Origin of the sequence: Nocardioides sp. NPDC000445 (genome assembly GCF_040300245.1) — a bacterium.
GTDB lineage: Bacteria > Actinomycetota > Actinomycetes > Propionibacteriales > Nocardioidaceae > Nocardioides.
In genome coordinates this window covers 49,446-67,237 of the sequence record NZ_JBEPDH010000028.1, presented here as the reverse complement: position 1 = coordinate 67,237, position 17,792 = coordinate 49,446, and the positions used below count along the sequence as shown (strand labels likewise).

The following is a 17,792-nucleotide window of genomic DNA, read 5'->3' as shown; positions in this document are numbered from 1 at the left end:
TTCTTTCCATTTGGCGGACATGACCCCGGGGGATCGCTAGGGTCCGACCGTGCAGAAGCAGGAGAAGGTGATCGTCTTCCTCGGTCGGTCCTGGACCATCTTCATGGGCGCCGGGCTTCTATGGGGAGTCCTGATCTGGGCGGTGATGTTCCTCGACTTCCGCGGTGCACTTCCGGTGCCTCTGGGGCCGATCATGGGGATCAACATCGTGGCGGGTGCGGCATTCGGGACCTGGATCCTGCTACTCCGTACCCGGCTCGAGGTCAGTGACGATGGGCTGGCGCTGTGGGGACCGCTCGGTTCGAGGGTGGTCCCCTGGTCAGACCTCGCCGTCGTCGAGCCGACCTGGGCCTGGCAGTGGGTGCGCTGCCGTGACACCGACGGTCGCGCCACGCTCCGGCTCACGACCACGAGGTGGTACCCCCGTCTGAACCACCAGGTCCGGGAGCACAACAAGGAGCTGGCCACCCGTCTGTGGTACGCCAGCCGGACCGACTGAGTCTCGATCGTCAGCTTGACCGGCGCCGCTGGCGCGCCCGGAGCGAGATGGCCTCTGTGCCGGTGACGATCGGCCGCTACGACAGAGGATCCAGCTTCGTGAACAGGTTCACAAGGTCGGATCCTCTGTCCGAGCCGAGCCGAATGCCTCGTCGAACTGGCCGCGTTCTCACCATCGATCGAGGCATGATTTCGGCTCGTTGGGATTAGGAAATACGATGGCCGGGTGGATGTCTCTCCCTACGATGCCCTGCTGTTCGTCTCTTTCGGGGGGCCGGAGAAGACCGAGGACGTGGTGCCGTTCCTGGAGAACGTGACCCGGGGGCGGGGGATCCCGCGGGAGCGGCTGGCCGAGGTGGGGCAGCACTACTTCGATCGCGGCGGGAAGTCGCCGATCAACGACCAGAACCGGGCGTTCCTGGCAGCGCTACGCAGCGACCTGGCGGAGAACGGGATCGACCTGCCGGTCTACTGGGGCAACCGCAACTGGGATCCCTACCTGAGCGACACGGTCGCGCAGATGCGGGCGGACGGGATCAAGCGGGCAGCGGTCTTCGCGACCAGCGCCTACTCGTCCTACTCCTCGTGCCGGCAGTACCGCGAGAACCTCTTCGAGGCGTGCGACAAGAGCGGCGACGTCGAGAGCGCGCCGGTGCTCGACAAGCTTCGGCGCTACTACAACCACCCGGGCTTCGTGGCCCCGGTCGTCGACGGCGTGCTCGCCTCGATCGAGGACCTGCCCGAGAACGAGCGTGACGGCGCGCGGATCCTTTTCGTGACCCACTCGATCCCGACCTCGATGAACGACAACGCCGGCCCCGACGGCAACGCGTACGTCGCCCAGCATCTCGATGTCGCCGAGGTGATCGCCGAGCAGGTCGCGCAGCGGCGCGGAGTCAGCCACGAGTGGGACCTCGTCTACTGCAGCCGCTCCGGCGCTCCGCACATCCCGTGGCTCGAGCCGGACGTGAACGACCGCCTCGAGGAGCTGGCCGAGGAGGACACGAGGGCCGTCGTGATGTGCCCGGTCGGCTTCGTCTCCGACCACATGGAGGTCGTCTACGACCTCGACACCGAGGCCATGGCCACCGCCGACAAGCTCGGGATCCACGCCCGCCGCAGCCCGACCGCGGGGGAGGACCCGCGCTTCGTGGCCGCCGTACGCGAGCTGCTGCTCGAGCGTGCCGCTGCGGAGCGCGGGGAGGCCCCTGAGCGGCCTACCGTGGGCGACCTGGGCCCCGGGCCCGACCGCTGCCCCGCAGGCTGCTGCTTCAACCAGCGCTCGCAGCTGCCGACCCTGTCCGGAGAGGACTCACCCCAGTACTCCGCGTGATCGGCCGATCAGCCGCGGCATAGGGTCGGCCCCATGACAGAGCATCCAGCGTCGGCTCAGCCCGCACCGCAGCGCCCGATTCCCAAGGCCGGAGACCTGCTCGCGCTCGCGGTGGCGACCGCCCGCGCGGCCGCCGATCTCGTTCGCCAGCGGGCCGCCGGCGTGGTCGAGGTGGCGGCCACCAAGTCGACCGCGACCGACGTGGTCACCGAGGCCGACCGGGACACCGAGGCGCTGATCCGGCGGCTGATCTCCCAGGAGCGTCCGGAGGACGCCTTCTTCGGTGAGGAGGGCGAGGAGACCATGGGCACCAGCGGCGTACGCTGGATCGTCGACCCGATCGACGGCACCGTCAACTTCCTCTACGGGCTGCCGAGCTACGCGGTCTCGATCGCGGCCGAGTACGCCGGCGAGGTCGTCGCCGGCGCGGTCGTGGACGTGCCCCGCGGCACCCTCTACGCCGCCTTCCGGCAGCCCGACGGATCGGTCGCCGCGGTCAAGGACGGCGAGCCCATCCGCGTACGTCAGCCCGCCGAGCTCGGGCAGAGGCTGATCGCCACCGGGTTCTCCTACGACGCCGAGCTCCGCCGGGTCCAGGCCGAAGCACTGGTGCGGCTGCTGCCGGTCGTACGTGACGTTCGTCGCATCGGATCAGCGGCACTGGACATCTGCGGGGTGGCCGAGGGAACGCTCGACGGCTACCTCGAGGAGGGGCTGCACCTGTGGGATCACGCCGCGGCCGGCCTGGTCGCGGAAGCGGCCGGTGCTCGCTGGGAGGCGACCACCGGCATCGGCGGTCGACGGTTCGTCATCGTGGCACCAGCCCACGGCTACGATGAACTACGGAAAGCGGCAGTTCAGGCCGGTTTTCTGCCAGTTGACTCGCTCCCGGGTGTCGTACCCGACTGAAAGCCGCTGGTTGATGTAGATCTATGACCGGCCGGGGGCCGGGAAGGTCCCGGAGCCCCGTCGGTACAGCCGCGTTCACCCACCCGAAACTCGATGCTCATCTATACCCGTGATAGGGAATACCGCCAGATGACAGAACGTTTCGGCGACGCGGATCCGGTTGAGTGTGCGAAATCCGCGTTGATAGTGCACAATCACGGGCCGTGCCGCTGCCCTCGGGGGCGCGCGGGGGGACTGAAGATGAGTGAGAAGGGGAGTGGCGCAAATGGCGACGGACTACGACGCACCGCGTAAAAATGAAGAGGACCAGTCCGAGGAGAGCATCGAAGAGCTCAAGGCTCGTCGTCACGACAAGAACTCGGGCAAGGTTGACGAGGACGAGGCCGAGGCGGCCGAGTCGTTCGAGCTCCCGGGAGCCGACCTCAGCCACGAGGAGCTCGCGGTCGAGGTCAAGCCGAAGCAGGAGGACGAGTTCACCTGTATGAGCTGCTTCCTGGTCCACCACCGCAGCCAGCTGGCTGACGAGAAGAAGATGATCTGCTTCGACTGCGCGTAACTCAGGCGAAAGCCCGGCGCAAGCCGGGCTGTAAAGCGAAGGCCGCACGGATTCCGTGCGGCCTTCTCGTCTACTTCTCGTCCTTCTCCAGCTGCTTCGGCAACCGACCGACCGACTTCACGTAGTAGTTGGCCGCGCGCCGCTGGGCGAACATCCGCGCGAGCGCAACGGTGGCGCCGGTCGCAGCCGACCAGAGCACGGCCTCCACGAGGCGTACGTCGGGGTCGGCGGGGTTCGCCGGTGGCTTGCGTCCGGTGGACGCCTTCCAGCCGGTGGAGAGGACCTTGTTGGTGACCTTGGCGGCCCCGATTCCGCTGACGAGGGCCATGATCGCCCAGACCTTGTCAGCCTTGTCGGCTTTGTCAGCCTTGGTGGACTTGGACATACCTCGAGCCTAGGCCATGGCCGGGAGGTTGCCGCTCAGAGACTCGCTCGGAGTGCGTTGACCGTCTTCGCGAGCGCCACCGGGTGACGGGTGAAGAGCAGCCAGTAGGGCGTCGGGTCGGCCGGGTCGTCGATGGTGACCCGGACCGCGCGCTTGAGGTAGGGACGAAGGAGCAGGTACGCCCTGGCGTCGGCGTCACGCCCCGCCAGGTGATGCGCCTCGGTCTCGTCGAGAGCGACTGCCTCGCCGAGGAAGCGCGCCTCGATCCGGGCGGGCCCGGCACGCAGGACACCGTCGGCGATCGTGATCCTGGCGTTGCCGTAGACGATCATGGCCAGCGCGAACAGGCCGACGATCGCCGCGGTGATGCCCCAGGCCAGCGCGGCCGGAACCCACAGGATGACCGCGATCCACAGGGTCGCCAGGAACATGACGCCCTGGACCCACCACCGCAGCGGCACGGTCAGTCGCTCGTCGTACGCCGGGGTGCTCACGAATCGTGAGTTTTTCACGTCGGTCAAGGGAGTCACGAATCGGGTGAGCCGTAGAGCATCTAAGGTGCGGGTTGTGTCTGATCTCGAAGTAGCCCTGGTCCGTCTCGACGCGGAGCTGCCGCCACCTGCGTACTCCCACCCGGGCGATGCCGGAGCCGACCTGCGGACGACCGTCGACGTGAGCCTGAAGCCGGGCGAGCGCGCTCTGGTGCCGACCGGGATCGCGATGGCGCTGCCGGAGGGGTACGTCGGCCTGGTGCACCCGCGCTCCGGGCTGGCCGCCAAGCACGGGCTGTCCATCGTCAACGCGCCCGGCACCGTCGACGCCGGCTACCGCGGCGAGGTGAAGGTGGCGCTGGTCAACCTGGACCCTGTCGAGGCGATCGAGCTGCGTCGAGGCGACCGGATCGCCCAGCTGGTGATCCAGCGCGTCGAGCAGGCTCGGTTCGTCGAGGTCTCCGAATTGCCCGAGTCCGTTCGTGGAGATGGGGGATACGGTTCTACCGGGGGCTTCTCCAACCGCTGAGGGATCAGTGTTAGATAAGTCTCCTCAGAGAATCACCGCAACCTGAAAGCAGATGGTCGTGAAGTTCCGTCGCAAGTCCACGCCCTCCCACCGGGGAGAGCCATCTGCACCGGTCGAGGACGGGCCGATGGCCCCCGAGCGGCCGGTGCCGGCGGCTCCCGAGATCGGGCCGTTCGACATCGACTCCGTCCCCGACGGGCTGATCACCGGCGACTGGGTGGACCTCGGCTCGATGATGCTCGCCCCCGCGCCGGGCAAGGAGCTGCGCCTGCAGGTGGACGAGAAGTCCGGGCAGATCGCGGCCGTGATGCTGACCGCGGAGGACGGCGCCATGGAGCTGCGTGTCTTCGCCGCGCCCCGCAACGGCGACCTGTGGACCGAGTCGCTGCCGATGCTGCGTGAGGACGTCCAGCAGCGCGGCGGTGCGACCGCCGACCTGCAGGGCCCGTGGGGCACCGAGCTGATCACCCAGATGAAGGTCAAGCTGCCCGACGGTCAGCCCGCCGTCCAGCAGACTCGCATCATCGGCGTCAACGGCCCGCGCTGGATGCTCCGCGCCACGATGATGGGCCGTCCCGCGATGGAGCCGACCGCCGGTAAGGAGTGGGAGAAGCTCCTCGAGCGGGTCGTCGTGCGCCGTGGTGAGGGGGCCAAGCCCAAGGGTGAGGCGCTCGAGGTGAAGCTGCCGCCCAACGCGCGTCGCGTGGAGAAGTGAGCGAGTAGTGTCCAAGGGTCGGCTGCGCGCGAAGCTCAGCGAGTGGGCGAACACCGCCTCGATCGACGCGAGCGAGATCCGGGCGGCCTACGTCGCCAAGGATGTCGCCTCGATCGCCGACGCGCCCGACCGTGAGCCGGTGCGTCTGCGGGGGACGTTGCGTACGATCACACTGCGGCCCCGCGGCGGTGTCCCCGCCCTGGAGGCCGAGCTGTTCGACGGCTCCGGCACCCTGACGATCATCTGGCTGGGACGCCGGCGTATCGCCGGGATCAGCCCGGGCCGGTCCCTGCAGGTGCAGGGCCGCATCGGCCGTACCGATGGCCAGCGCATCATGTTCAACCCCCGCTACGAGCTGATACCGGACCCCAACGAGTGAGCCAACCACACGTGAGCCCCACCTCTGAGACCCCTGCCGACGGCCAGGGCCACGAGCACGACCACAACCATCCGACCGTCGACACCGTCGAGGCGGTCGTACGCCGTCAGATGTCCGCCGGGCTGGGCGGTGTGCGCGGGATGCTCGAGGCCGGCGTCCCCGGCCTGGTCTTCACCATCGCCTGGCTGGTGTTCAAGGACCTCAAGGTCGCGCTGATCGCCTCGGCGGCGACCGCGGCGGTCTTCCTGCTGGTCCGGCTCGTCCAGCGCTCCAGCCTGCAGTACGTGGGCAATGCCATCTTCGGCATCCTCATCGGCTTCGCGGTGGTGCGGCTGGCCCAGTCCATGGGCGGCTCGGCGGAGGAGCAGGCGCTGGCCTACTTCCTGCCCGGCATCCTGATCAGCCTGGGCTACACCGTCGTGGTCGGCGGCCTGTGCCTGATCGGCTGGCCGATCTTCGGCTTCTTCATCGGCGTCGCCAGCGGCGATCCGCTCGAGTGGCACCAGGACAAGCAGATCGTGAAGCTGTGCACGCGGCTGACCTGGCTGTTCCTGGCTCCCGGAGCGATCGGTGCGGCCATCCAGGGCCCGATCTGGTTCCTGGCCTGGAGCGGTGCGATCGACCGCGACTGGGCGATCCTCGCCCTCGGCATCCTCCGCACCGGCCTCGGCTGGGCGCTGCGGATCGCCTGCTACGGCACCATGATCTGGCTTCTCGCCCGCAACCACACGCCGGTCCAGCAGGCTCGATGAACCTGCGCGGGGCCGTCATCGCCGGCGCTCTCGCCTCGCTCTCGCTGGCAGGATGCGGGAGCCCGACCGTGAGCGGCGGCGGCACGGAGCCCTTCTCGCTGCCCGTTGGGCCGACCGAGTGGGATGCCACCGCTCCGGCCTGGTACGCCGACGGCACGCTGCACGTGGGGGAGCGGAGCGTCGAGCTCGGTGATCGCGTGGACCAGTTCGTGCTGGGCGCGACCGGCGCCTATTGGATGCGTGGCCAGACGCTATGGTTCACCAGCGCTGAGGGCGAGACCGAGAAGGTCGAGAAGGTCGGTTGGGGCAACCTGGCGGTGTCGGCGGATCGCTCGGTCTTCGCGACCGTAGACCAATCGCGCGGCCCGACCGACGAGTTCGGCACCCATGTGCTCCAGGTGGCGGTGTTCGACACCCGCACCGGTGAGCAGCTCTACCGAACTCCCGACCAGGAGCCCGACGGCGGCGCCGATCTGGCAGATCTCTACGGCGAGATCATGCCCCTGCTGATCGGGGTGAGCGACGAGCGCCTCTTCTTCGACGGAACCACCATCGATCTCGAGGACGGCTCCACGACGCAGGCGACCGACGGCCCAGACGGGGAGGTCTACGAAGGTTTTGCCGAGACCCTCTTCCCGGATGGCTTCCACGTCTATCTCGAAGGCGAGGGCCGGCGCCGGGAGGTAGCCGACACGTGGCTGTCCGGGGTGGGGCTGCTCTCGCCGGACCGCAGCACGATCTTCGACACCAGCGAGTGGCCCACCCAGGCCGTCGCGTACGACAAAGCCACCGGGGACCAACGGCCGATCGACGCGCCCTGGGGACATTTCACGCTGGCCGGGTGGAGTGACGAGGACACGTTCTTCGGCGTCGCGCAGCGCATCGACCCGAACGCCCTCAACGTGCTGCGCGCCCAGCAGGTCGTCACCTGCGAGGTGCGGACCCTCACGTGCAAGCCGGTGAGCCCGGTGATTCCGACCGACGACGAGGACCAGGGTCAGTATCCGACCTTCCTCGTCGAGGGCGCGGCCAACGAGCTCTGAGCGCGCGGTCCGGGATACGGTGCTGCGCGTGGAGCTGCGAGTGGTGAGACCGACACGCGGAAGCGTGTGGCTCTCCCTGCTCGCCACGCTCGAGATCATGACCGGTGCGGCCCTGGCCCACTTGGCCGCGGGCGGTGCGCTGCCGAGCGCCGGCTGGCTGGCCGCGGCGGCCGTGGCCGTCTTCGGCACCGGCGTCGTGGTGCTGCAGCGCCGGGTCGGGCTCCTCGCCGGTGCTGTCCTGGCCGGGCTGTCCCAGCTAGGTCTCCACGAGGTCTTCGTGGCGTTCGCCGCGGTGCCCGGCGCCGAGCACCATCACGCTGCCGGCACCTCGCTCGGTTCCGCAGACGGCGTCGCGATGCTCCTGGCCCATGCCTGCGCCGCGGTGCTCTCGGTCGTCGTCTGGGCGCTTCACCGCCGGGCCCTCGCCGTGGCCGTACGCAGCCTCCCGACGCCGTGGGTCGCGGTCGCCGGCCGCCTGCTCGCCGAGGCTGAGCAGCTCGTCCCGCGACCGGCCCTGTGGGCCCATGTCTCTCCGCGAAGGGGACCGCCGAGGCCGGCCGGCCTCTGAGATCCCTCTGCGAGCACCACCGGGTGAGCCCCGGTGGCTGTCTTGCGTACCCGAAGATTCGCGAGAAGAGAAACCTCGAATGTCCGTTCCGACCCAGTCCCAGACCGCACCGCCGGCCGAGCCACAGACGCAGGCGCCGGGCGCCAGCCTCGGCTGGTGGCCGATGATCCGCCCGCTCGTACTGCGGCTGCACTTCTACGCCGGGGTGCTGGTCGCCCCGTTCATCCTGGTCGCCTCGGTGACCGGGCTGCTCTACACGATCGCCCCGCAGGTCGAGCAGATCGCCTACCACGACCTGACCCACGTCACCCCGTCAGGCGATCGGGCGACGCTCGCCGAGCAGGTCGCCGCCGCCCGGGCGAGCCACCCCGATGGTGACATCCTCCGCGTCGACGTGCCGCCCGCCGTCGACCGCAGCACGCGGGTGGTCTTCACCGACGAGACCGTGCCCGACGACTACGCCATGTCGGTCTTCGTCAACCCCTACACCGCCGGCGTGGAGGGTCAGGTACGCAGCTACGGGCAATGGCTCGGCTTCCGCGCCTGGCTCGACGAGCTGCACCGCAACCTCCACCTGGGAGCCTTCGGGCGTCACTACAGCGAGCTCGCCGCGAGCTGGTTGTGGGTGGTCGCCCTCGGCGGGCTGATGCTGTGGATCGGCCGAGGACGCCGAGAGCGGCGGGCCCGCCGGCTGCTCACGCCCGATCCGGCGGCCACCGGACGCTCCCGGGTGATGTCGTGGCACGCCGTCATCGGCGTGTGGGTCCTGCTGGGCGTACTGGCGCTGTCGGTCTCGGGACTGACCTGGTCCCGCTTCGCCGGGGCGAACATCGGCGAGGTGCGTACCGCGCTGTCGTGGACCGAGCCGACACCGGCGACCTCGCTGCACACCGGCGGCGCCGCGGACCAGCACGCGCACCACGGCGCCTCGGGGGCTACGGCAGGCTCCCGTGACCCGGATGCGGTCTTCTCCGACGGGGCCGGTGTCGACGGGGTCCTTGCCACCGCGCGGGAGGCCGGGCTGGGCGATCCGCTCTACCTGGTTCCGCCGGCCGACGGCGCCAGCGCATGGACGGCGGCGGAGAACAAGCGCGACTGGCCGACCGGCTACGACGCGATCAGCGTCGACCCCGCCAGCGGCAAGATGATCGACCGGGTCGACTTCGCCGACTGGCCGGTCATGGCCAAGCTGACCGACTGGGTCATCGGCGCCCACATGGGCATCCTGTTCGGCATCGTCAACCAGATCGTGCTGGCGGCACTGGCGATCGGCCTGATCGTGATGACCGTGCTCGGCTACCGGATGTGGTGGCTGAGGCGTCCGCGCGGCGCGAGCCGGCTGCGGTTCGGTCGGCCGGTGCCGCGCGGCGCCTGGCGCCGGCTGCCGGTGCCCGTGCTCGTGGGCGGCATCGCGGTGACCGCGCTCGTCGGCTGGTTCGTCCCGCTGCTGGGGATCAGCCTGGTCGCGTTCTGCCTGATCGACACCGCGCTGGGAGCGGTGCGTCGACGCAGCTGAGTCAGGAGGCGGCGCAGGCGGCGCAGAGGCCGAAGATCTCCACGGTGTGGTTGACGTCGGTGAAGCCGTTCTGCGCCGCCACCTTGTCGGCCCAGGTCTCCACGGCCGGGCCCTCGATCTCCACGGCCTTGCCGCAGCTGCGGCACACCAGGTGGTGGTGATGGGTCGTGGAGGCGTCGCCGCACAGCCGGTAGGTGGACTCACCGTCGGGCTTGTGGATCACGTCGGCGAGTCCGTCGTCGACGAAGATCTGCAGGTGGCGGTAGACCGTGGAGAGACCGATCTTCTCGCCGTTGGCTCGCAGCGTGGCGTAGACGTCCTGCGCGCTGCGGAAGGTGTCCTCGGCGGCGAGAGCCTCCTTCACCGCGGCGCCCTGGTTGGTTGCGCGCCGCTTGACCTGCTGGGTTGGTGCCATGGGCGCCATGTTAGTCGGTATCGGTATGGATCCCGTGTCCAGCAGGGCGGTCGATGACACCGCATCCGGCGCCTGTGCCATAATGGGAACGATTCCCAATAAGACGAAAGGCTGCCATGTCCCGCACGTGTCAGGTCACCGGAGCCCGCCCCGGCTTCGGCAACAACCGCCCCTGGTCCAAGAAGGCGACCCGGCGACGCTGGGAGGTGAACCTGCAGAAGAAGACCTACTACGTCCCCAGCCTGGGCCGGAAGGTCACGCTGCGGCTCAGCACCAACGCGATCAAGCGGATCGACGTACGCGGCATCGACGCCGTGGTCGCCGAGATGCTCGCCCGAGGGGAGAAGGTCTGATGGCCAAGAAGTCCAAGATCGCGGCCGAGGCCAAGCGCCGCGAGATCGTGGAGCGGTACGCGGCACGCCGGGCTGAGATCAAGGAGCGCATCCGCGCCGCCGAGCCGGGCTCGGCGGAGCAGGCCGAAGCCGTCCGCGCACTGTCCCGCCTGCCGCGCGACTCCTCGCCCGTACGCCTACGCAACCGCGACCAGGTCGACGGCCGGCCGCGGGGCTATCTGCGCAAGGCCGGAGTGTCCCGGATCCGGTTCCGTGAGCTCGCGCACAAGGGCCATCTGCCGGGGATCACCAAGTCCAGCTGGTGAGTTCCTAACGAGAATCGTTCCGAGTCGGCGAGGCGCAACCCGGGTGTCATCGGGCTGTGCTAGACACACGCTCCATGAGCGAGCGCAAGCGAGCGACGGTAGGCCTCAGGCCGCCGCGTCCGTACCATTCCTTCCCTTCGACGGAGGCGGCGGCATGAGTACGAAGACCCCAGTGCGGGCAGCCGAGAAGTCTGGGTTCAGGCTGGGGCAGACCGAGGTCGTGGCGATCGTCCTGCTCGTCATCCTGCTCTCTCAGCGCTGGCTGCTGCCGCTGTTGGACCATGACCTGTTCAACACCTGGGGCACCATCTTCGTCGCCATCGTGGTGCAGTCGGCTCCCTTCCTGCTCGGTGGCGTGCTGCTCAGCGCCGTCATCTCGACCTTCCTCTCGGAGAAGGCGCTGAGCAAGATCGTGCCGAGGAGCCCGGCGCTCGGCGTCCCGGTCGCCGGCCTGGCCGGGATCGGGCTGCCGGGCTGCGAGTGCGCGGCGGTGCCGGTGACCAACTCGCTGATCCGCCGCGGGGTGGCGCCGGCGGTCGCGCTGACGTTCCTGCTGGCCGCGCCCGCGGTCAACCCGGCGGTGCTCGTCTCGACCGCGGTCGCCTTCCCCGGCCAGCCGGTGATGGTGCTGGCGCGCTTCCTGGCGTCGCTGATCACCGCGGTGGCGGTCGGCTGGATCATGCTCGCCCGCGGCAAGCTGCTGCTCGAGCGGCTGACCAACCTGGGCCGCGACGAGCACGCCCACGGGCGTTCGTTCCTCGGCAACGTCAGCCACGACTTCCTGCACGCCTCCGGCTTCCTGGTGCTCGGCGCGATGCTGGCCGCGGCGGTCAACACCTTCGTACCCCGTTCGGTGGTCAACACCGTCGCCGGTCAGGCGGTGCTGGGGATCGCCACGCTGGCGCTGTTCGCGTTCATCGTCGCGCTCTGCTCGGAGTCCGACGCCTTCGTCGCTGCCTCGTTCACCGCCTTCTCCGACACCGCGAAGCTGGTCTTCCTCGTCGTCGGCCCGGCGATGGACATCAAGCTCGCCTCGATGGAGGCCGGCCAGTTCGGGATGGGCTTCGCGCTGCGCTTCGTACCCTTGGTGATCATCACGGCGGTCGCCTCCGCCGTCGGCATCGGATGGTGGCTCCTGTGAGCGAGCGTCAGCGAGTGAACCAGATAATCAACGCGCGGTCGCGTCCGTACGACGGCGCGTGCGCTACGGAGGTGACCGCGTGACTCGTACAACTCAGGCTCTGGTCGTCGGGTTCCTCGGCGCCGTCCTGCTGCGGCTCTCGCTCGGCGACGGCTATCTGAGGTACGTCACGGGCTGGATGAAGTGGCCGCTGGTCGCCACCGGCGTGGTGCTGCTCGGGCTGACCGTGTGGATGCTGCTGCGTCCCGCGCCGGACGACCATGGCGGAGAGGACGGGGCGAACGGCGACGACCATGCCGCCCACGACCACAAGGTCCCGGCGATGACCTGGCTGGCGATCGTGCCCGGCGTGATCGTCTTCGTCGCCAGCCCGCCGTCCCTGGGCGCCTACCTCGCCGAGCGGCGGGCCGACGACCCGGTCGCCGCGGCCCCGGATGCCGAGATCCTGCCGCTGCCGGCCTCCGACGGACCGGTCGACGTCGAGGTCGCCGAGTTCATGTGGCGTGCCGGGGTCGAGGAGGGCGCGACCATCAAGGACCGCGACGTACGCCTGACCGGTTTCGTCAGCACCGACGAGAACGGCAACTGGTACGTCACCCGCATCGCCATCGCCTGCTGCGCCGCCGACGCGAGCGCCTCACGGGTGCGGGTGGAGGACTACGACGACGCCCCGGAGCGCGACTCCTGGGTCGCGGTCACCGGTCGCTGGGTCGAGGGCACCGCGCCGGGCGGCAAGTCGGAGACGGCCATCGAGGCTGCCTCCGTCGAGCCGCGCGAGGCGCCGGCCAACACCTACCAGTGAGCGCCCAGTGAGTCGCGCCCCGAGTGACCCGAGACGCTCCGGCAACCCCGCCCGCCGCGCTGAGGCGCAGCGTGAGCCGACCTGGTACGACCGGCTCCCGCATCCGCCGCGTGCTCTGATCGTCGGCGTGCTCATCGCGGTCGCGATCGGCGTCGTGGTGCTCACCCGCGACCTCGGCGGTGGAGACGCGCCAGCGGCCTCCGCCCCCTCGGCCGCGACCTCGTCGGCCGCTCCGGTCACGGCTGGTCCGGTCGCGTCTCTGGAGGAGTTCTGCGGCGCCGTACAGACCATGGCGAACGCCCACGCGACCCAGATGTCCACCCCGAACGACGAGAACGAGACCGCGCTCGGTCTGGCCGCGACGAGCCTGCAGTCGATGGGCGTTCCCGAAGGTACGCCGGCGGCAGCCGTCGAGGGCGTACGGATGATGGTCGAGGACGCTCTGCGCACCGGCCGCGGTGAGGACCCGCTGGAGCGCGGCGAGGCCCAGAACCTCGCCTACGAGCGCCTCGGCGAGTTCCTCACCGAGAGCTGCGGAGCGGCGTAGCTGACGGGCAGAACCCCGCCATGGCGGCGTTCTGCGGGGGCTGTGCTCCGGTGGAGGCGGCAGATTCCCGCCATGGCGGGAATCTGCCGAGGCCCACCTCGAGGCGGCGCGGCATTCTCCCGCCATGGCGGGAAAATGCCCCACCGCGATACAGGCCGAGTCACCGGCGACGGAGCAGGACCACGGCGTCCTCCAGGGAGGACTCCTCGCCGGACGGGGCGGTCACGGGACGGTGCCGGTGCTCGAGGACGACGGTCTCCCAGCTCTCCTCGGGCAGGCCGAGCTCGGCCAGCTCCTCCTTGGCGTCGAGGAAGCGGTGCTCGTGCGCGGCGGCGTCGGCCCACGGCGGTGCGGCCGCGTGGGAGGTGACCAGAAGGTGTCCGCCCGGGGCCACCAGCTCGGCCGCGCGCCGGAGGATGTCGGTGCGCGGCAGCTCGACAGGGGAGTGGAAGAAGCTGGCGGTGACCAGGTCGTAGTTCCCGTCGAGGTCGGCCGGCGAGGAGAGGTCGGAGACCACGAACCTCGCCTGATCCTCGCTCAGCCCGGCGGCCCGCGCCGCCTCGCGTCCGCGGGTGACGGCGTTCTCGGAGATGTCGATCCCGGTGGCCCTCCAGCCCTGCTGCGCCAGCCAGATCACGTCGGCGCCCTCCCCGGAGCCCAGGTCGAGCGCCGTCCCGGGCTCGAGGCCCGCGGCGATGTCACCGAGCACCGTGTTGACCTTGCCGGACCAGATCCGGTCGCTGCCGGCGTACCTCTCCTGCCAGAAGTCCACCGCGGCCTGGCCGGCCTGGGCACGGTCGAAGTCGTCGGTGACCAGGGTCATGTTCACGACGCTGCCGGCCATGGTGCCGGCGCTCATGCTGATCGGGACGTTGGCCATCGGGTTGGAGACGTTGCCGACCGCCCAGATCCGGTCGCTGCTGGTCTTGCCGGTCGCGTCGACCGCGAGGAAGCTGCCCACCGGCGAGTCGGAGCGGTCGAGGCCGAGGTGGGTCAGGAAGCCGTCGTGCGGCCGCAGCGTGCCGGCGGTGAAGATGGCGCCGACCTCGGTGACCTTCCCGTCGGCCGTACGCACCGCGGTGACCTGGTCGCCCTCGCCGAGAACCTCGGTGACCGGAGAGGTCACGAGGGTGATCCCGCGCGACAGCAGCCGCTGCTCGTCGGCCTCCTCTAGCGGGCCGAGTCCGGCGGTGAAGACGACGACGTCGTCGCTCCACTGCCGGATGAGCTGCGCCTGGTGCATCCCGAGCGGTGAGGTGGTCAGGACACCGATCCGCCGATCGCGCACCTCCCAGCCGTGGCAGTAGGGGCAGTGCAGGACGGTGGCGCCCCAGCGCTCGGCGAGGCCGGGGATGTCGGGAAGCTCGTCGGTGACGCCGGTGGCGACGATCGCGATCCGGCCGGTGAGCCGCTCGCCGTCCTCCAGGAGGACGCTCACGCCGTGCTCGGTCTCGTCGAGACGGGCAACGCGGCCGGGACGGATCCCCACGTCGTACGCAGCCAGCTCCTCACGTCCCTTGCGCAGCAGGTCGGTGGGGTCGATGCCCTCGTGGCCGAGTACGCCGTGCATGTGGGCCGCGAAGCGGTTGCGGGGGAGGCCGGAGTCGACCACGAGGGTCCGCCGGCGGGAGCGGCCGAGCATGAGGGCCGCGGAGAGGCCGGCGGCACCGCCGCCGATGACGATCGCGTCGAAGTGTTCGGTGTGTTGGGTCATGCTTCCAGTTCAGTGGCACAATGAAAGAACGGCAAGGGTTCTTGCTGAAATGGCAAATGCGAGGTGGAGCACATGATCGACGAGCTCAAGCAGGTCGGCCCACGGATCCGGGCGATCCGGCACAGCAAGGGATGGACCCTGGACCAGTTGGCCGCGATGGCGGAGATGTCGCCGAGCACGCTGTCCCGGCTCGAGTCGGGCAAGCGGCAGGCGAGCCTGGAGCTGCTGATCCCGCTGACCCGCCACCTCGGCGTGGGTCTCGACAGCCTGGTGACGCCGTCGGTCCCGGATCCGCGGGTGCGCCGGCCGGTGATCCGCCGTGACGGGATGGAGATCGCGCCCTTGACGCCGGAGGGCTCGCCGGTCCACACCTTCAAGATCACCTACGAGCCGGTGACCGAGGTGCCGGAGCCGCGGGTCCACGACGGCTATGAGTGGCTCTACGTCATCTCCGGCAAGCTTCGGCTGCTGCTGGGCGACCGCGACCTGGTCCTGACCCGCGGTGAGGCGGCCGAGTTCGACACCCGGGTGCCGCACGCCATCTTCGCGACCGGGTCCCGCCCGGCGCAGGTGCTGAGCATCTTCAACAGCGACGGCGTACGCATGCACACCCACACCGCCGAGGGGTGAGTCTCGCCTCGATGTGAGCGGGGCGTGACGCTGTGTGTAGAATGAGAACCGTTATCATTAACCACAGCGGGAGGTCCCCATGAAGCAAGGCATCCACCCCGTCTCCGGGCCGGTCGTCTTCCGCGACCGCTCGGCAGACAAGCTCTTCCTGATGCAGTCGACGATCCTCGAGCGTCTCGCTGACGACCACGAGCGGGTCACCTGGGAGAACGGTGAGAGCTACCCGGTCGTCGACGTCGACGTCTCCAGCGCCAGCCACCCGTTCTGGACCGGACGCGGCCGTGTCGTCGACACCGAGGGACGGGTCGAGCGGTTCAAGCGTCGCTACGGGCGCGGCTGATGAGCGAGCGTCAGCGAGCGATCATCGAGAATCTCAGCGCGCCGCGTCCGTATCCTGGCGCTTGCGCTACGGAGGTGGCGCGATGAGCGCGCCCCGTCCGCGGTCGCCCCGCAACCTCTCCCGTCCGAAGACACCGGTGATCCTGGTGAGCGGGGTCGCGGAGAGCGCGATGCTCTCGGCGACCATCTCGCTCCAGTTCGGCCTCCCCGACGCCGTCATGGTGCGCCACGTCATCGACCCCGAGCGCCAGCTCCTCACCCGCGTCGTCAGTGACCTGACCGGCGTGATCGAGCACGAGGAGATCAACCTCGCCCACGCCTGTGTGGCCTGTGCGATCCGCGAGGACATCGTGCCGACGCTCGAGCGCCTGGCGGCCCAGGGTCGTTGGGGGAGCATCGTGGCCTGTCTTCCGGTCGCCGCCGAGGCGATCCAGGTCTGCCGGGTGCTCGCGTGGGCTCCGCGGATGGCTCCGCACATCTCGATCGCGGCCGTCGTCGCGGCGCTCGAGGGTACGACCGTCGCCGAGGACCTGCTCGGCCCCGACCTCCTCGACGAGCGTGGGCTGGCGACCTCCGAGGACGACCGGCGCGGCGTCGCCGAGGTTGCCAGCGCGATCGTCGAGTACGCCGACGTCGTGAGCATCACCGAGGTCCCCGATCCCGAGGAGGAGTCGCTGGTCGCGACGCTCGCCCGGCCGGGTACGCCGGTGGTGACCGACCCCTCGCTCCTGGACGCCACCGGCCTGGTCGCCGGCGTGCATCGCCACCACGCGGTCGAGGCCTGGGTCGCGGAGGTGCGCCGCAATGCGCTGCCGCCGCTGCCCGAAGGTGGCGCCTGGCGGCTAGACCTGCGCTCGGAGCGCCCGATCCACCCGGTCCGGTTCCAGGAGGAGCTGGAGCTCCTCGGCGGTGGCCCGCGCCGCTCGCGCGGCTGCTTCTGGGTGCCGACGCGCCCCGACGACATCTGCGTCTGGGACGGGGCCGGTGGCCAGGCGAGCGTGGGCTCGACCCAGAAGTGGGGTCGCGCCGAGCGGCTCACCCGGATCGTCGTGATCGGCATCGACGACGAGGCCGACGAGATCCCGCGGGCCTTCGAGCGTGCCCTGCTCACCGACCAGGAGATCGCCCAGCGCGGCCAGATCTGGGAGGAGTCCTGGGACGGGCTCGAGGACTGGCTCGGCCCCATCGGCCGCGCCGCCTGAATCGCATCCACCACCCCGAAGGAGGCCGCCATGGCCGTACCCAAGCGCAAGATGTCGCGCAGCAACACCCGCCACCGCCGCTCGAGCTGGAAGGCGAGCCCGGTCGCGCTCGTGCCGGTGACCGTCGACGGCCAGAGCTATGACGTGCCCCGCCGCCTGGTCCGCGCGGTCCAGCGCGGCTACGTCGATCCCGCCAAGCTCCATTGAAAGGAACCACCGCATGCCGAAGCGCCCGCCGTCCACCGTCCGCAAGCGGCGCAAGCCGTTGCTGGCTCCGGACGTGACCTACGTCGACTACAAGGACGTGCAGCTGCTGCGTACGTTCATCTCCGACCGCGGCAAGATCCGCTCGCGCCGAGTCACCGGACTCACCCCGCAGCAGCAGCGCGCGGTGACCAAGGCGATCAAGAACGCCCGCGAGGTCGCGCTGCTGCCCTATACGAGCACGAAGGGATAGATCCTCATGAAGGTCGTCAACTCCATCCGGTCGCTGAAGAACCAGCCCGGCTCCCAGGTCGTACGCCGCCGCGGCCGGGTCTACGTCATCAACAAGCGCAACCCGCGCCTCAAGGCGCGCCAGGGCTGAGTCCGGCTCGCTCTGAACCTCGGCCCCGCAGCTCCGTGAGCTGCGGGGCCGACGTCTGTCTGTGGGGTCTCCGCCGGCCAAGTT

26 protein-coding genes are annotated in these 17,792 nt (G+C 69.9%); 22 read left to right on the top strand and 4 right to left on the bottom strand.

What is annotated here, in order from left to right; genetic code table 11:
• The first annotated feature begins 49 nt into the window (after nt 1-49).
• The 4 genes from ABT304_RS28130 (at nt 50) to ABT304_RS28115 (ending at nt 3,296) form a co-directional block, all read left to right on the top strand.
• Nucleotides 50-499 carry a PH domain-containing protein gene (locus ABT304_RS28130; RefSeq protein ID WP_350720350.1) on the top strand — a complete coding sequence of 150 codons (450 nt, stop codon included), beginning with the start codon at nt 50-52 and terminating at the stop codon, nt 497-499.
• A gap of 225 nt (nt 500-724) precedes the next feature.
• A complete protein-coding gene (locus ABT304_RS28125; RefSeq protein WP_350720348.1) occupies nt 725-1,831 on the top strand; it encodes a ferrochelatase in 1,107 nt (368 codons plus the stop codon).
• Nucleotides 1,832-1,864: 33 nt separating this feature from the next.
• Nucleotides 1,865-2,740, top strand: a complete 876-nt coding sequence (locus tag ABT304_RS28120) for an inositol monophosphatase family protein (protein WP_350720346.1) — start codon at nt 1,865-1,867, stop codon at nt 2,738-2,740.
• A gap of 265 nt (nt 2,741-3,005) precedes the next feature.
• Entirely contained in the window at nt 3,006-3,296 is a 291-nt protein-coding gene (locus ABT304_RS28115; protein ID WP_040755057.1) for a DUF4193 domain-containing protein, read from the top strand.
• A 70-nt stretch (nt 3,297-3,366) separates the two neighbouring features.
• Here the strand turns inward: ABT304_RS28115 and ABT304_RS28110 are convergent, their stop codons facing one another.
• Nucleotides 3,367-3,681, bottom strand: a complete 315-nt coding sequence (locus ABT304_RS28110) for a DUF4235 domain-containing protein (protein ID WP_160023040.1) — start codon at nt 3,679-3,681, stop codon at nt 3,367-3,369.
• A 35-nt stretch (nt 3,682-3,716) separates the two neighbouring features.
• Complete coding sequence (locus tag ABT304_RS28105) at nt 3,717-4,175, bottom strand: DUF3093 domain-containing protein (RefSeq protein ID WP_350720344.1); 459 nt, start codon at nt 4,173-4,175, stop codon at nt 3,717-3,719.
• 73 nt (nt 4,176-4,248) lie between these two features.
• On the opposite strand from ABT304_RS28105, the gene dut reads away from it, so the two are divergent.
• From dut to ABT304_RS28070, 7 genes are all read left to right on the top strand, one after another.
• On the top strand, nt 4,249-4,701 hold the full coding sequence (gene dut, locus ABT304_RS28100) for a dUTP diphosphatase (RefSeq protein WP_350720342.1): 453 nt from the start codon (nt 4,249-4,251) through the stop codon (nt 4,699-4,701).
• A gap of 52 nt (nt 4,702-4,753) precedes the next feature.
• Entirely contained in the window at nt 4,754-5,416 is a 663-nt protein-coding gene (locus ABT304_RS28095) for a DUF3710 domain-containing protein (protein WP_350720340.1), read from the top strand.
• Nucleotides 5,417-5,423: 7 nt separating this feature from the next.
• Nucleotides 5,424-5,795 carry an OB-fold nucleic acid binding domain-containing protein gene (locus tag ABT304_RS28090; RefSeq protein WP_160023048.1) on the top strand — a complete coding sequence of 124 codons (372 nt, stop codon included), beginning with the start codon at nt 5,424-5,426 and terminating at the stop codon, nt 5,793-5,795.
• Between the two features lie 11 nt (nt 5,796-5,806).
• Nucleotides 5,807-6,547, top strand: coding sequence for a DUF3159 domain-containing protein (locus tag ABT304_RS28085; RefSeq protein WP_350720338.1), 741 nt, complete (start codon nt 5,807-5,809; stop codon nt 6,545-6,547).
• Complete coding sequence (locus ABT304_RS28080) at nt 6,544-7,590, top strand: hypothetical protein (RefSeq protein WP_350720336.1); 1,047 nt, start codon at nt 6,544-6,546, stop codon at nt 7,588-7,590. Before ABT304_RS28085 ends, ABT304_RS28080 begins: the two co-directional genes overlap by 4 nt.
• A gap of 43 nt (nt 7,591-7,633) precedes the next feature.
• Complete coding sequence (locus tag ABT304_RS28075) at nt 7,634-8,158, top strand: cell division protein FtsQ (RefSeq protein ID WP_350720334.1); 525 nt, start codon at nt 7,634-7,636, stop codon at nt 8,156-8,158.
• A 79-nt stretch (nt 8,159-8,237) separates the two neighbouring features.
• Nucleotides 8,238-9,674: a PepSY-associated TM helix domain-containing protein gene (locus tag ABT304_RS28070; RefSeq protein WP_350720332.1), complete on the top strand. Its 1,437-nt coding sequence runs from the start codon at nt 8,238-8,240 to the stop codon at nt 9,672-9,674.
• A 1-nt stretch (nt 9,675) separates the two neighbouring features.
• Here the strand turns inward: ABT304_RS28070 and ABT304_RS28065 are convergent, their stop codons facing one another.
• Nucleotides 9,676-10,089, bottom strand: coding sequence for a Fur family transcriptional regulator (locus ABT304_RS28065; protein ID WP_160023058.1), 414 nt, complete (start codon nt 10,087-10,089; stop codon nt 9,676-9,678).
• A gap of 116 nt (nt 10,090-10,205) precedes the next feature.
• Between ABT304_RS28065 and rpmB the strand changes: the two genes are divergently transcribed.
• From rpmB to ABT304_RS28040, 5 genes are all read left to right on the top strand, one after another.
• Entirely contained in the window at nt 10,206-10,442 is a 237-nt protein-coding gene (gene rpmB / locus ABT304_RS28060; protein WP_350720330.1) for a 50S ribosomal protein L28, read from the top strand.
• Complete coding sequence (gene rpsN / locus ABT304_RS28055; protein ID WP_350658705.1) at nt 10,442-10,747, top strand: 30S ribosomal protein S14; 306 nt, start codon at nt 10,442-10,444, stop codon at nt 10,745-10,747. Before rpmB ends, rpsN begins: the two co-directional genes overlap by 1 nt.
• Nucleotides 10,748-10,901: 154 nt before the next feature.
• Complete coding sequence (locus ABT304_RS28050; RefSeq protein WP_350720328.1) at nt 10,902-11,888, top strand: permease; 987 nt, start codon at nt 10,902-10,904, stop codon at nt 11,886-11,888.
• A 79-nt stretch (nt 11,889-11,967) separates the two neighbouring features.
• A complete protein-coding gene (locus tag ABT304_RS28045) occupies nt 11,968-12,690 on the top strand; it encodes a TIGR03943 family putative permease subunit (RefSeq protein ID WP_350720326.1) in 723 nt (240 codons plus the stop codon).
• A gap of 7 nt (nt 12,691-12,697) precedes the next feature.
• Nucleotides 12,698-13,237, top strand: coding sequence for a hypothetical protein (locus ABT304_RS28040; protein ID WP_350720324.1), 540 nt, complete (start codon nt 12,698-12,700; stop codon nt 13,235-13,237).
• A 160-nt stretch (nt 13,238-13,397) separates the two neighbouring features.
• Here ABT304_RS28040 and ABT304_RS28035 read toward each other — a convergent pair whose 3' ends face one another.
• Entirely contained in the window at nt 13,398-14,951 is a 1,554-nt protein-coding gene (locus ABT304_RS28035) for an FAD-dependent oxidoreductase (protein WP_350720323.1), read from the bottom strand.
• Nucleotides 14,952-15,023: 72 nt separating this feature from the next.
• On the opposite strand from ABT304_RS28035, the gene ABT304_RS28030 reads away from it, so the two are divergent.
• From ABT304_RS28030 to ykgO, 6 genes are all read left to right on the top strand, one after another.
• Nucleotides 15,024-15,581, top strand: a complete 558-nt coding sequence (locus tag ABT304_RS28030; RefSeq protein WP_350720321.1) for a helix-turn-helix domain-containing protein — start codon at nt 15,024-15,026, stop codon at nt 15,579-15,581.
• A 79-nt stretch (nt 15,582-15,660) separates the two neighbouring features.
• Nucleotides 15,661-15,921, top strand: a complete 261-nt coding sequence (locus ABT304_RS28025; protein WP_160023074.1) for a type B 50S ribosomal protein L31 — start codon at nt 15,661-15,663, stop codon at nt 15,919-15,921.
• Between the two features lie 82 nt (nt 15,922-16,003).
• On the top strand, nt 16,004-17,122 hold the full coding sequence (locus ABT304_RS28020) for a CobW family GTP-binding protein (protein ID WP_350720319.1): 1,119 nt from the start codon (nt 16,004-16,006) through the stop codon (nt 17,120-17,122).
• Nucleotides 17,123-17,152: 30 nt separating this feature from the next.
• Nucleotides 17,153-17,329, top strand: coding sequence for a 50S ribosomal protein L32 (gene rpmF / locus ABT304_RS28015; protein WP_350720317.1), 177 nt, complete (start codon nt 17,153-17,155; stop codon nt 17,327-17,329).
• A gap of 13 nt (nt 17,330-17,342) precedes the next feature.
• Nucleotides 17,343-17,579 (top strand): 30S ribosomal protein S18, encoded by a 237-nt coding sequence (rpsR, locus tag ABT304_RS28010; RefSeq protein ID WP_336737662.1) that lies wholly within the window; start codon nt 17,343-17,345, stop codon nt 17,577-17,579.
• Nucleotides 17,580-17,585: 6 nt separating this feature from the next.
• A complete protein-coding gene (gene ykgO, locus ABT304_RS28005; protein WP_160023080.1) occupies nt 17,586-17,708 on the top strand; it encodes a type B 50S ribosomal protein L36 in 123 nt (40 codons plus the stop codon).
• The last annotated feature ends 84 nt before the right edge of the window (nt 17,709-17,792 follow it).

Bases quoted from the DNA above. Each gene is read 5' to 3' on its own strand.
- ABT304_RS28120 (WP_350720346.1), top strand. From the start codon at position 1,865: ATGACAGAGCATCCAGCGTCGGCTCAGCCCGCACCGCAGCGCCCGATT.
- ABT304_RS28115 (WP_040755057.1), top strand. From the start codon at position 3,006: ATGGCGACGGACTACGACGCACCGCGTAAAAATGAAGAGGACCAGTCC.
- ABT304_RS28110 (WP_160023040.1), bottom strand. From the start codon at position 3,681: ATGTCCAAGTCCACCAAGGCTGACAAAGCCGACAAGGCTGACAAGGTC.
- ABT304_RS28095 (WP_350720340.1), top strand. From the start codon at position 4,754: ATGGTCGTGAAGTTCCGTCGCAAGTCCACGCCCTCCCACCGGGGAGAG.
- ABT304_RS28080 (WP_350720336.1), top strand. From the start codon at position 6,544: ATGAACCTGCGCGGGGCCGTCATCGCCGGCGCTCTCGCCTCGCTCTCG.
- ABT304_RS28070 (WP_350720332.1), top strand. From the start codon at position 8,238: ATGTCCGTTCCGACCCAGTCCCAGACCGCACCGCCGGCCGAGCCACAG.
- ABT304_RS28065 (WP_160023058.1), bottom strand. From the start codon at position 10,089: ATGGCACCAACCCAGCAGGTCAAGCGGCGCGCAACCAACCAGGGCGCC.
- rpmB (WP_350720330.1), top strand. From the start codon at position 10,206: ATGTCCCGCACGTGTCAGGTCACCGGAGCCCGCCCCGGCTTCGGCAAC.
- rpsN (WP_350658705.1), top strand. From the start codon at position 10,442: ATGGCCAAGAAGTCCAAGATCGCGGCCGAGGCCAAGCGCCGCGAGATC.
- ABT304_RS28050 (WP_350720328.1), top strand. From the start codon at position 10,902: ATGAGTACGAAGACCCCAGTGCGGGCAGCCGAGAAGTCTGGGTTCAGG.
- ABT304_RS28035 (WP_350720323.1), bottom strand. From the start codon at position 14,951: ATGACCCAACACACCGAACACTTCGACGCGATCGTCATCGGCGGCGGT.
- ABT304_RS28030 (WP_350720321.1), top strand. From the start codon at position 15,024: ATGATCGACGAGCTCAAGCAGGTCGGCCCACGGATCCGGGCGATCCGG.
- ABT304_RS28025 (WP_160023074.1), top strand. From the start codon at position 15,661: ATGAAGCAAGGCATCCACCCCGTCTCCGGGCCGGTCGTCTTCCGCGAC.
- ABT304_RS28020 (WP_350720319.1), top strand. From the start codon at position 16,004: ATGAGCGCGCCCCGTCCGCGGTCGCCCCGCAACCTCTCCCGTCCGAAG.
- rpmF (WP_350720317.1), top strand. From the start codon at position 17,153: ATGGCCGTACCCAAGCGCAAGATGTCGCGCAGCAACACCCGCCACCGC.
- rpsR (WP_336737662.1), top strand. From the start codon at position 17,343: ATGCCGAAGCGCCCGCCGTCCACCGTCCGCAAGCGGCGCAAGCCGTTG.
- ykgO (WP_160023080.1), top strand. From the start codon at position 17,586: ATGAAGGTCGTCAACTCCATCCGGTCGCTGAAGAACCAGCCCGGCTCC.